Here is an 11,506-nt window from a genome sequence, read left to right on the forward strand (position 1 = left end):
GGTGTCTCCTCACGCCGTCGATGTCGCCGGTACGGCCCCGGTGCTCCCGGGAAGGGCCCGGCGGCGGTGCAGCCAGGCGACTCCCATGGCGGAGGTGAGCCCGAACAGCAGGCAGCACATCCAGGGCAGCCAGGGCGCGTCCGTGTGTTCACCGGCGTCCATGGCCCAGCCGACGACTGTGTTGCCCACTGCGGCGGCGATGCCCGAGACCACGTAGAACAGGCCGAAGTACGTGCCGGTGAGTTCGGGTCGGCCGAAGCCTGGGATCAGTTCCATCACGAACGGCTGGGCGATCATCACGCCCAGGTAGAGCAGCAGGGCGCCTGCCAGGACGGGCAGGGCGCGCAGCGCCGCGTCCGCGAGGCCGTCGGGAGCCGTCCCTGACCCCGACACGGCCATCGGCGGTAGGAAGGACAGGCCCATCAGTGCGAGTCCGGCGCCGATCCAGCGCGCCCTGCTGCCCCGCTCCTTCAGCGCCCGGGTGATGCGCAGCTGAAGCCAGAGGTTGGTGAGGGTGCCGACGAGGAAGACGAGGCCGGCAGCGCCGTCCCAGCCGGTGGCGCGGCGCGCGCCGTCGGGCACCAGCAGGTACAGCTGGTTCTCCATGGTGAACATCCCGACCATGGCCAGGGCGAACGCCAGGAAGCCGCGGTTGCCGATCACCTCGCGCCAGTCGGCGACAAGGCTGTTCCCGCTCGGCACGGCCTTGCGCGCGGGGAGCACCACGGCCTGGGCGACAGTGAGCACCGCGAAGATTGCGGCCGCGGTGAGCGCGGAGGCACGGAAGTCGACGAGGAGCAGGGCGCTGCCGAGCAGTGGCCCGATCAGGGCCCCGGTCGTGGCGAAGACGTTGAACAGGGCGAACGCCTCCGCCTTGCGCTCACCCGCCTCCAGGGCGAGATACGCCCGCACAGCCGGGTTGAAGAGCGCCCCGGCCAACCCGCTGAGCACGGACGCGGCGAGGAGTACGGGGAGTCCGTCGCCGAGCGCGAAGAGCCCGAAGCCGACGGTGCGCAGAGCACATCCGGCGATGATGACGCCGCGCGCTCCCAGCCGGTCGGACGCCGATCCGCCGATGAGGAAAAGCCCTTGCTGGCTGAGGTTCCGAACACCCAGGACGATGCCGACGACGGCCGCCGACATCCCCAGGTCCTCACCCAGGTGCAGGGCGAGGTAGGGCACGAGCAGATAGAAGCCGGTGTTGACGCCCAGCTGGTTGACCAGGAGGAGCCGGATGGCGAGCGGGAAGCCCCGTATCTCGTGCCACGTCGTCACGCCCGCGCCTCCTCGGCGTCCTGCGCAAGCACGCCGTTCGGACGCACCCCGAGGCCGGGGTTGCGGCCGGCCCGTACCGTGCCGTCGGCACCGCCGATGCCGGTCCACGGATCGTTGGCGAGCAGCAGATGTCCGTCGAGGTCGACCCAGCGGGCGCGGTCGGCGAGGTGGACGGCGGGGGCGATGCCGAGCGTGCTCGCGGTCAGGCAGCCGAGCATCAGCTCGGTGCCCGTGCCCGCGATGATTTCGGCGATCCGGAGTGCGGCGCTCACTCCGCCGCACTTGGCGAGCTTGACGTTGATGCCCTGGACGCGCCCGGCGAGACGGCGGGCGTCCTCGTGGTCGATCGCGTCCTCGTCGGCGATGAGCGGGAGCGGTGAGCGCTCCGCGAGCTTCGCCAGCGCTTCCGGGTCGCCGGGCGTCAAAGGCTGCTCGACGGCTTCGACGCCGAGCTCCGCGAACAGGGGCAGCAGCCGCTCGGCCGTGTCGGCGTTCCATGCTCCGTTGGGATCCAGCAGCAGCCGTGCGTGCGGAGCGACGGCTCGTACGGCCCGTACGCGGTCCAGGTCTTCGGCCGGATCAGGGGCGCCGGCCTTGATCTTGAGGACCGAGAATCCGTCGCGTACCAGACGGGTGGCCCGCGCTTCGGCTCGCCTGGGTGTCGTGATGCCGATGGTGCGGGCGGTCGGGACGCAGGGTGGGGCACCGCGTCCGCCGAGGAGCTGGTGGACCGGGACGCCTGCGCGCTTGCCCACGAGGTCCAGCAGCGCGGACTCCAGGGCGCTGGTCACAGCCGGCAAAGCCGTCTTGTCCCGGTCGCCGGCTGAGAAGGCCTCCAGCGCGGTCTCGGGATCGGTGAAGCGGGCCAGCCACTGGGATTCCGCATGCAGCAGCCGTCCCAACGTGTCCGCGTCGAGGCCGTAGTACACGCTGGTGACGGCTTCTCCGTGGCCGCGCTGCCCCTCGTGCTCCAGGGACAGCCACACGGCCTGACGGGCAGTCATCGTCGCACGGGATATGCGCAGCGGCTCGGTGAGTTGGAGGCGTACGGTGCGCTGGCCGGCCTTCACGGGTTCTCTTTCTGGGCGTTGTCGAGTGGATCGGTGACGGTGCGGCACCGGGCCCATCCGGTGGCCTCCACGGCTCGCGGGTGCGGGATTTCGACGGGGCGGGTGGCGGCGGTGTCCGGGTCGATGCCGTGGGCGGCGGCGAAGTCGTCGTCGTACACACTGCCGAGATAGCGGTGCGGCCCGTCGGGGAAGACGGTGGCGACGACGGCCCCTGGATGGACGCGGGCGGCCCAGGCCGCGACGAGCGCCGCGGCTCCGGTGCTCCAGCCCCCGCTGACGAAGTTGCCGACGGCCAGCCGACGGCAGGCGTCGGCGGCTTCGGCGGGACCCACCCAGTGGACCTCGTCGAAGGCCTCGTAGGCGACGTTGCGCGGATGGATGCTGCTGCCCAGGCCGCGCATCAGCCGGGGCCTCGCGGGCTGGCCGAAGATGGTCGAGCCGGTGGCGTCCACACCGATGAGCCGCAGTCCCGGCCAGTGGCGGCGCAGCGGGCCGATGATGCCCGCGCTGTGGCCACCGGTTCCGACGCTGCACACGAGCACGTCGAGGTGGTCGAGCCCGGTGGCCAGTTCGGCTGCCAGGGAAGCGTAACCGGCCGTGTTGTCGGGGTTGTTGTACTGGTCGGGCCAGTACGCGTCCGGGAGCCGCGCCACCAGTTCGCGCAGCTTGGCGAGCCGCGCGGCCTGCCAGCCGCCCTCGGCGGCCGGGCGGTCGACCAGCTCCAATCGGACGCCGTGGGCGCGTAGCAGCTGCCGCATCGAGGGTTCCAGCTCGATGTCGCCGACCAGCACGATCGGATGGCCGAGTGCCTGTCCGGCGAAGGCCAGTCCGATGCCGAGCGTTCCGGAGGTGGATTCCACCACCGGTGCGCCGGGGCGCAGTTCACCGCGTTCCTTGGCTCCGAGCAGCATGGAGACGGCGGCCCTGGCCTTCATGCCGCCGACGCCTTGTCCTTCGAGCTTGGCCCAGAACCCGGGCTGCGGGCACGGCAGGTCGGCGGTGACGCGCGCGAGGGGCGTCCGGCCGAGCAGGCCGAGCAGTTCGCGGTTGCCCGCGGTGCTTTCGGAGCTGAGGACGGCCGTGGTCACAGGGCGGCTCCGTAGCGGTGGACGGTCCCCGGACCGCCGTCCAGCCAGAAGAAGGGGTACGGCTCCGCGCACACCGCGCTCACCCCGGCACCGATCAGACGCGGCAGCACCGCGCTGCCGGTCTGCGCGAACATCACCAGCGGCTTTGCGTGGCGCTGTGCGTACTGCCGCAGAGGCTCGAAGCTGCCGTTGCCCAGGGTCATTCCGGAGGCGAGGACCGCGTCGCAGCGCTCCAGCTCCGCCAGGGCGTCGGTGCGTACCGGCTCGCCCCACTCGGTCGTGCCGCCCTTGAGGTCACAGGGGATGTACGCCAGGCCGCGCGCCCGCAGCGCCTCCAGCAGCGAGTTGACGACGCCCACCACGAGCACGCTCGCTCCGGGGGCGGCGTCGATCAGCTCCACGACGGCCCTGGCCCTGGCGCGGGACTTCTCCAGCGACGTGCCGGCGGTGAGCGGGAGGGGCCGCGCGCCGTTGGTGGGACCGTGCGGCAGGGCATGCATCAGGTACGCGTCGAGGGCTGCGACCCGCACCGGCAGCAGTTCGTGTTCCAGCAGGCGGGCGATGTCCGCGCCGACACAGTCCTCGACGGCGTCGTCGGGCAGTCGGCCCGGCTCGACCGCGCAGGAGCCCACGGCTTCGGCGAGGCGCAGGCTCAGCACCTCGTTGCGGTAACCGCGGCTGCGCCCGTCGTGCCGTGCCGCCTGGCGGGTGGTGAATGCCACGGCGATGCGCACGCTGCGCGGGTCGGGGCCCATGCGCCCGCATTGGACGCGCTCGACGAGGTCGTCGTACGAGGAGGCCGTTACGCGTGTGTCGTTGAGGGCGGTCATCGGGTCACCACCTGGGGACAGAGCTCGGCAAGCAGGGCTTCGACCCGGTCGCGGGCGCCCAGGCCGCCGGCGTCTGCGGCCATGACATGGCCGAGGTACTCGTTGTTGCTGCCCGCGGCCTTGACGGCCGTGCCGGGCTCGGCGAGCTGGAGTTCCAGCAGGCCGTCGGCCGCGCGCACCGTTTCGGCGCCTGCGACGGCTTCCAGCGCCCCCTCCTTGTCCGGCACCAGGAAGCCGATGGCGGCGCTGCTCAGTCCGGTGCCCCGGCGGCGCAGGTCCGGTTCCCGGCCGAGGGCGACATCGACGCAGGCGGCCGCGAGGTCGATGCCGGTCACATGGCGTATGAGCTCGGTGATGCGGTTGCCGGCGGGGCGCGGGTTGACCTCGACCACGCACGGCCCGTCGGCCGTCAGCTTGATCTCGGTGTGGGCCACGACCCCGTCGAGACCGAGGGCCGTGAGGGCCTGGCGCGCGGTCTCCACGGCGGCCTCGGTGTCCGCCGGCGTGAGCGCGGCGGGGAACATGTGACCGGTCTCGATGAAGGCGGGTGCCCCGCCGACGCTCTTGTCGGTGACGCCCACGACGTGCGACGTCCCGCCGTACGACACGGTCTCGACGCTGACCTCCGGCCCTTCGAGGAGTTCCTCGAGCAGCACGACCGGGTCGCGGCGCTGGCCGCGGGCGTTGACGGGGAAGTCGGCGAGTGCCCGGTAGGCGTGCGCAAGGGCGGGCTCGTCGTCGACGCGGCGTACGAACATTCCTGCGCACAGGTCCACGGGCTTGAGCACCAGCGGGTACCCGATTGCGCGGGCCGCGTCGGCGGCCTCGGCCCAGTCCGCGCAGACCGCGAAGCGTGGTCCTCGAAGTCCGGCCTCGGCCAGGGCCCGGCGGGTCGCGTCCTTGCGGCACGCGTTGTCCACGGCCTCGGGTGCGGGGCCGGGGAGCCCCAGACGACCGGCGATCCGGGCGGTCGTCCGCAGGTAGTAGTCGCAGGAGGTGATCACTCCGTCGAAGCGCAGCACCTCATGGGCCCGCTCGACGAAGGAGAGCAGCGCGTCGGTGTCGTTGGTCTCGGCGGTGAGCACATGCCGGGCGGCGAGCAGCGGATGCGCGGTGCCCTCGGGCGCGGAGCGCAGATAGTGGTGCAGGTCACGGGTCAGGAACGTGAACTCGTGACCTGCCTCGCGGACAGCTCGTGGCAGCAGTCTGCTCATTGATCCGACCCAGCTCTCGACCATCAGCAGATGAGCCACGACTTCCCCTTCTCACAGTGCGGTTGCGGGTTCTTGGCATGCGGCGGCTCCGGCGAGAGGAACCGCCCGCTTGACCGACGGCGACCTTATCGATAATCGTTTTCATTGTCACCTGATGCAACGTCGCTTCCCTGAATGTGAGACTCGTGCCTCCCTCCGTACGCCCCCGAAGTGCTCTGTGCGCCCTCGTCGCCGCGGTCGCCATCGCCGCCCCGCCGGCCTCGGCAGCGCCTGCTCAACCCGGCGACACCACCTCACTGCTTTTCGGCGCCTGCCCGGAATCCGTGCCCGCCCCGCGCGCCCCCGATCGCGTCGAATGCGGATCGCTCGACGTTCCGCTGGACTGGGCAGACCCGGACGGCAAGCGGATACGCATCGCCGTCTCGCGGGTCCCCGCCTCCGGCACACCGCAGCAGCGGCGCGGCGTGCTGCTGGTGAACCCGGGCGGCCCCGGCGGATCCGGACTGTCGTACGCCGTCACGAAGCGGGCGAAGCTCCCCGAGAGCGTGCGCCGCGCATACGACGTCATCGGCTTCGACCCGCGCGGCACCGGCCAGAGCGCCCCCGCCGCGCCTGATGGACAGCGGCGGCGACTACATGGGCTGGCAGGCGTTCATCGCCTGGTCGACGGAACGCATCCCCGAAGGGGAATGGTCCATGCACCTGGCTGACCGGCACGGCGAGACGTCCGACATCATCGCCATGTGGCCGAGCAGCGCGACACCGCCGACGCTGCTCGCCTGCTACGACGCTCTGGCATCCCTCGGGTTCGCCGTCGTCGACGGCGGGCAGTGGCGCGAGCACTCCACACCCGACGGTGAACCGCTCTGGGTCGGACACACCCCGATCAGGCCGCTACGTGCCGACGAGCTGCCGTCGAGCAAGCCTGTCGACGTCGCGCTGTAGGCCGGCGGAGAGATCGAACGCCCTGGCGAGCGATGGCGCCGGGGGCGTTCCTCACTAGGATGCGCTCACGTCGGTTGGGGGAGGGCACGATGTGGGCGCTCAGCTGTCCGCCAGGCTTCTCGTACTTGCCCTCGTCGCGATCGTTATCGTCCATTGGGTTGACGGCTGCTCACGGTCGTCAGCGCCCGAGCGGCACGGCAAGGACAGTCCACAGCGCTCTCATCAAATGCCCCCAGCGTTCAGAAATAAGGGCATCGAGGTAGCGGCTGGCACCCTGTTGCGTCTGCCGCTCGTACGGTTACGGTGCGCGCCACATCCACCGACCCGAAGGGGGACCACATGGCTCGGCGGTTGAGCAATGTCGGCACTAACAGCGGCAACAACGGCTGCCCACCCTGTACGAGACCGAGGGCGGCGCCTACGTCGTCCAGGGCGACCGCGTCACCGACCCGGCCGAGCTCGCCCAGCTCGACAACCTCACTGCCGATGAGGGTGCCGTCGCGTTGCCGCGCGAACTGCTCGCCAACTTCGGCCCGAAGGAGCCTGTACGCGTGCTGCAGTTCATCAGCTTCACCGAGTTCGACGGCATGTTCACCACGCTTAAGCACTCGGCGTGGAGGCTGGAAACCCGGCGGCGATACGCCTTCGACGAGGCGACCGACACCTACGCCCAGTTCCTCGCCGAGGGCCGCGTCGACTGGGACCTCGCCGACCCGTGGTGCGTCGAGCGGCGCGAGCAGGCCGCGCTCGGGAAGCGGTTCGAGCGGGTGCGCATCCTCGATGGGCCGGCCACCCCGGGGCAGCGGTACCTGCTCGACAACGCGCGCCGCAACGAGGCCGCGGGCGAGACGATCCGCGTACTGTCCCGCGCGCAGGCGGACGAACTGCGCCTGCCGCAAGAAGACTTCTGGATCTTCGACGCGCGTGTCGTCGCGCTGCTCCACTTCGATCAGGACGACGCGATGACCGGCGTCGAGCTCATCACGAACCCTGTGGACGTCCTGTGCTATCTCCAGGCCCGCGAGGCAGCTTGGCACCACGCACGGCCGTACCAGCAGGCCTAGCGGCTACCGTGCCCATGTGAGCACGGACTTTCAGCAAGCCCGGATGGCGCTCGGCGCACGGCTCCGCGAGCTGCGCGTCGGGCGTACCAGCCGCGGTCTCGCCGCCGTGCTGGGCTGGCCACAGTCCAAGGTGTCGAAGCTGGAGACCGGTCGGCAGACCGCTACCGCAGACGACCTGCGCGCCTGGGCCGTAGCGACCGGGCACCCCGAGGCCGCCGACGAGCTGGTCGCCCGCCTCGACGGTCTGGAGTCGCACGTACGGTCGTGGCGCCGGCAGCTCGCCGCCGGGCACCGCCCGGTGCAGGACGCCCTCACCGTCGAGTACGAGCGATCCGCCGTGTTGCGCGCCTGGGAGGACGCAATGGTCGTCGGCATGCTCCAGACCGCGGACTACGCCCGCCACGTGTTCCAGGCGTACGCCGACCTGCACCAGTCGGTACGCGACATCGACGACGCCGTGCGCGCCCGCCTGCGCCGCCAAGAGCTCATGTACCAGCCGGGCCGGATGTTCCACATTGTCATGTGGGAAGCGGTCCTGCACACCCGGATCTGCCCGCCGTCCGTCCTGGGGGCCCAGCTTGATCGGCTCGCCGGCGTGATCGGCCTAGACACGGTACGCCTCGGCATCGTGCCGTTCGGTGCCCGGCATACCGCCCGCCAACGGGTTCTGGCTGTACGATGAGCGGTTGGCGATCGTCGAGGACTGGCACGCCGAGCTCTGGCTTGACGACGCCGACAGCGTCGCCGTCTACCTGCGGGTGTGGGATCTGATGCACCAGGCCGCCGTCTACGGCCCCGCCGCGCACCGGCTGATCGCCCGCGCACGGGCTCAACTCGACCTCGTCTGAGCATCCACGCGAATCCTCCGAACCGCGCGGAGAATCATCGAGAATCACGCCGGGCCGTGATTCTCGCCCGTCCCTACGGTGCGGGGCATGGACTCGGACACCCGCCCCTCGGGGGCTGCCGAAGCGGGACAGTTCTGCCACTGGCACGGAGGCCCGTCTGAAACCGCCGTCGCGGTGAAGGTCGTCAAGCGCAACAGCGGCCCGCCCGCCCTCCTGTACGCCTGCGCCCCCTGTCGCGAGCAGCGACACCTCGCCCCGCTGGAGGGAGCATGATCTGCACGGCTGCCCACGTGATGCGCCCGGCCGGACTCAACCTCTGCTGGGACCGGAAGCCCGACGCCCCCAACAGATGTTGCACCCTCGCCCCGGGCCACGACGGCGACCACTTCCACGAGTACACCGGCGTTACGTGGAGGCAGCTACCGCCTGTGCCCCCGCGGCCGGTACGACGGCGGCTGCCGCTGTGACCGCGCCTGCCGAAGCCCAGTCGGGTAAGGCCGCGGTCCCGTGCCGCGCCTTCCCGATCCCGCCCGCGTCCGCGCTGTCCTACGAGGCATACGCCGGCTGCGCCTGCTACGCCTGTGCGAAGCCGCTCACGACCGGCGCCGTCCTCGTCGGCCGCGCCCACGGCATGCAAGGCGCGCACGACCTGGGCACGGACGTCTACGCCTGCCTCTGAAACCCCGCCAGGGTGGTACTCCTTGGGCGGCGCGGCGGCCGACGGCGAGCAGTACAGGCCGCCGCACGGCCCTGGCCCGGCGCACAGACCCCGTCGCGCTTGAGGGTGTTGCGGAGATGCCGGTGCGGGCGGCGAGGGCGGCGTATGTCAGCCCGGCCGCGGTGCGCACCGCGTTGAGCACGTCGGCGAGTTCGGCACGGCGGGCGTGCGGGGTGCGGGACACCGGTGCGCCCTCTACCGTCCGTCTGCGCCTTCGGCCCGTTATGTCCTCCGCGGTCCACTGGTGTTCCACCCGATCGCCGCTACGCCGCGTTGCCCGCGTACGACGCTTCGCGCTGCTGCCCGCGGCGGCCGGGCGCCGCCGCGGCACCCGGCCGCATCCCACGGTCCGCTGGTCTTCCAACCGGCCTTGCCCGCTCGGCGGCGGACCGGAAGCGACCCGGTAACCCTCGGCTCCCGGGTCGAGCACCGGCGGTTCTGCCGGGCCGAGGGCAGGGAGATCCCCTACGAGGAAGTGGGGCCTGCCGCTCCCGACGAAGCGCACCATCGAGCGACCGCCGGGTGTTCGCCGGCGCTCGCGCCGTGATGGGTCCCAGTCTGGGAACGCGGCACCTGCCGCCCGTGCGGGTGACGAGACCGTTCCTCCGGATAGCCGAAGGCCTGGAGCACGCTGTGTTGCCCCTCAGGGAGCTGTGGGGTGCCAGTCTGCTGGGAGGGTGAGCCCGGTGGGCAGAGGCGATCGGCTTTGCGGAACGAGGCCAGAGGGTGCGCGACCGGTGACTCCGCTGAAGTCGACCGCGCCTCCGGAGAACGTTGCCGCGCGGAAGTCGAACCTGGTTCCGGAGAATGTGGCACCGCGGAAGCTGATCCTGTCTCCGGAGAACGTCGCCCAGTCGAAGTCGACCCTGGCTTCGGAGAACGTCGCCCGGTGGAAGTCGACTCTGGCTCCGGAGAACGTCGCCCCTGCGAAGCTGATCCTGGTTCCGGAGAACGTCGCCCCGACGAAGTCGACTCCGCCTCCGGAGAACGTCGCCTCGCTGAAGTCGACCCCGTCTCCGGAGAACGTCGCCCCGACGAAGTCGACCAAGCCTCCGGAGAACGTCGCCCCGCGGAAGCTGACCAAGCCTTTGGAGAACGTCGCCTGGCCGAAGCCGACCGCGCCTCCGGAGAACGTCGCCATGCGGAAGCTGACCACGTCTGCGGAGAACGTCGCCTCGCTGAAGTCGACCTTGGCTCCGGAGAACGTCGCCTCGCTGAAGTCGACCTTGGCTCCGGAGAACGTCGCCTCGCTGAAGTCGACCTTGGCTCCGGAGAACGTCGCCTGGCCGAAGCTGACCACGTCTGCGGAGAATGTCGCCCCGTGGAAGTCGACCCTGGCTTCGGAGAACGTCGCCCCGCTGAAGCTGACCAGGCCTCCCGCGAACGTCGCCCTTGAGAAGTCTCCGCCGTCGAAGGTGACTCCTGTGAAGTCGAAGTCGTGGCCTTGCCACGAGTGCTGATGCTTGAGGGGCAGGCGGAGGTGGTCGCGGATGAGCCTGATGACGGTGTGCCGGACTTCCCGGAGGGCCAGGTAGCTGTGGCGGGCCTCCGCGTCATCCGCCGGGAGTTCGGCCTCGGCGGTGTAGGGCAGTCGGAGGTAGGCGCACAGGACGTCTATGCAGGTCTGGCGCAGTTCGCGGGTGGGGGCGTCGTCGGCGAGACCGGCCAGGGCGTGGACGCCACCGAGGCGGACGGCGGCGGATTCGTCGCCGAGCTGGGAGACGGCGGTGGTGAAGCGTTCGGTGTGCAGGCGGGTGGCGTCGCGCAGGGCGCCGTCCTCGTCGACGCGCTGGCGGCGGTAGGCAACGACCAGGGCGACCAGGGCGCCGGCTCCGGCGACTACGCCGAAGGAGAGTTTGACCAGATCGAACAGTGTCTTGGAGTCGATGAGGCGTTCAGGCTTCAGTTCTCGGGCACTGAGCAGGTCCCATCCGGTGTAGAACACCGCGGCGGCGACCACAATCGCGGCGGTGAAGGCCAGGAGCAGGACGAGACCGACCGGCCAGAGACGCAGGCCGCGCCGTTCAGCCTGGCGCCGGGACAGAGGAGGGCTCATGACCGTCAGGACTGACGAGGCGTACGGCTGGTTGCATAGTTGCAGGCCTACTCGTCCGTTGACCGTTGGTCTCACTCCGGACGTTCCCCCCTAAGACCGTGTCCTATGTGGTGAGGCGGTCTTTGGGGTTGTCATGGGGCGGGGCACGTGGAGTTGGATTGTTCCGGACGGGTTGGGAGATCGCGAAGCCGCTGATCCCGCCGTCGAAGGTGCGGCCACAGGCGGCGGCACGCAGGACACACGCCTGATGAGACGCTGTTCGCGGCGTTCATCTATGTGTTGGTCAGCGGCTGACCCACATCCCGGCGTGCACTTCGGCGACGTCGTCTTCACCGGCCCCGGACCCCAGGACCGACATCGTCCACGGGCTCACCGAGGTCCAGGCCCTGACTCTGGTT

General features: G+C 70.7%; 11 protein-coding genes and 2 pseudogenes. 7 read left to right on the plus strand and 6 right to left on the minus strand.

What is annotated here, in order from left to right; translation table 11 throughout:
* Positions 1 to 9: 9 nt before the first annotated feature.
* From J7E88_RS26765 to J7E88_RS26785, 5 genes are read right to left on the minus strand one after another with little or no spacing between them, the layout of a single operon-like run.
* Positions 10 to 1,275 carry an MFS transporter gene (locus tag J7E88_RS26765; RefSeq protein ID WP_215185504.1) on the minus strand — a complete coding sequence of 422 codons (1,266 nt, stop codon included), beginning with the start codon at positions 1,273 to 1,275 and terminating at the stop codon, positions 10 to 12.
* Positions 1,272 to 2,345: a mandelate racemase/muconate lactonizing enzyme family protein gene (locus J7E88_RS26770; RefSeq protein WP_215185506.1), complete on the minus strand. Its 1,074-nt coding sequence runs from the start codon at positions 2,343 to 2,345 to the stop codon at positions 1,272 to 1,274. Before J7E88_RS26770 ends, J7E88_RS26765 begins: the two co-directional genes overlap by 4 nt.
* Positions 2,342 to 3,433, minus strand: coding sequence for a PLP-dependent cysteine synthase family protein (locus tag J7E88_RS26775; RefSeq protein ID WP_215185508.1), 1,092 nt, complete (start codon positions 3,431 to 3,433; stop codon positions 2,342 to 2,344). The genes J7E88_RS26770 and J7E88_RS26775 overlap by 4 nt, the downstream gene beginning before the upstream one ends.
* Complete coding sequence (locus J7E88_RS26780; RefSeq protein WP_215185510.1) at positions 3,430 to 4,263, minus strand: Rossmann-like domain-containing protein; 834 nt, start codon at positions 4,261 to 4,263, stop codon at positions 3,430 to 3,432. Before J7E88_RS26780 ends, J7E88_RS26775 begins: the two co-directional genes overlap by 4 nt.
* Positions 4,260 to 5,516, minus strand: coding sequence for an ATP-grasp domain-containing protein (locus tag J7E88_RS26785; protein WP_215185512.1), 1,257 nt, complete (start codon positions 5,514 to 5,516; stop codon positions 4,260 to 4,262). The genes J7E88_RS26780 and J7E88_RS26785 overlap by 4 nt, the downstream gene beginning before the upstream one ends.
* 146 nt (positions 5,517 to 5,662) lie before the next feature.
* Here J7E88_RS26785 and J7E88_RS26790 point away from each other — a divergent pair, with 146 nt between their 5' ends.
* The 6 genes and pseudogenes from J7E88_RS26790 to J7E88_RS26815 all read left to right on the plus strand — a co-directional run bounded on the left by J7E88_RS26790 (position 5,663) and on the right by J7E88_RS26815 (position 9,013).
* Positions 5,663 to 6,187: an alpha/beta fold hydrolase gene (locus tag J7E88_RS26790; RefSeq protein WP_308307618.1), complete on the plus strand. Its 525-nt coding sequence runs from the start codon at positions 5,663 to 5,665 to the stop codon at positions 6,185 to 6,187.
* Complete coding sequence (locus tag J7E88_RS26795) at positions 6,174 to 6,422, plus strand: hypothetical protein (protein ID WP_215185514.1); 249 nt, start codon at positions 6,174 to 6,176, stop codon at positions 6,420 to 6,422. The genes J7E88_RS26790 and J7E88_RS26795 overlap by 14 nt, the downstream gene beginning before the upstream one ends.
* Positions 6,423 to 6,925: 503 nt before the next feature.
* Positions 6,926 to 7,486, plus strand: a complete 561-nt coding sequence (locus J7E88_RS26800; protein WP_308307619.1) for a DUF6879 family protein — start codon at positions 6,926 to 6,928, stop codon at positions 7,484 to 7,486.
* Positions 7,487 to 7,502: 16 nt separating this feature from the next.
* Positions 7,503 to 8,334 (plus strand): annotated as a pseudogene (locus J7E88_RS26805) (helix-turn-helix domain-containing protein).
* An 87-nt stretch (positions 8,335 to 8,421) separates the two neighbouring features.
* A complete protein-coding gene (locus tag J7E88_RS26810) occupies positions 8,422 to 8,607 on the plus strand; it encodes a hypothetical protein (RefSeq protein WP_215185516.1) in 186 nt (61 codons plus the stop codon).
* 136 nt (positions 8,608 to 8,743) lie between these two features.
* A complete protein-coding gene (locus J7E88_RS26815; protein ID WP_215185646.1) occupies positions 8,744 to 9,013 on the plus strand; it encodes a hypothetical protein in 270 nt (89 codons plus the stop codon).
* Positions 9,014 to 9,695: 682 nt separating this feature from the next.
* Here J7E88_RS26815 and J7E88_RS26820 read toward each other — a convergent pair.
* Complete coding sequence (locus J7E88_RS26820) at positions 9,696 to 11,108, minus strand: pentapeptide repeat-containing protein (RefSeq protein ID WP_215185518.1); 1,413 nt, start codon at positions 11,106 to 11,108, stop codon at positions 9,696 to 9,698.
* 133 nt (positions 11,109 to 11,241) lie between these two features.
* On the opposite strand from J7E88_RS26820, the pseudogene J7E88_RS26825 reads away from it, so the two are divergent.
* Positions 11,242 to 11,399: pseudogene (locus J7E88_RS26825) on the plus strand (IS5/IS1182 family transposase); the annotation flags it as partial.
* Between the last annotated feature and the right edge of the window lie 107 nt (positions 11,400 to 11,506).

This window comes from Streptomyces sp. ISL-10, from assembly GCF_018614575.1.
Lineage (GTDB): Bacteria > Actinomycetota > Actinomycetes > Streptomycetales > Streptomycetaceae > Streptomyces.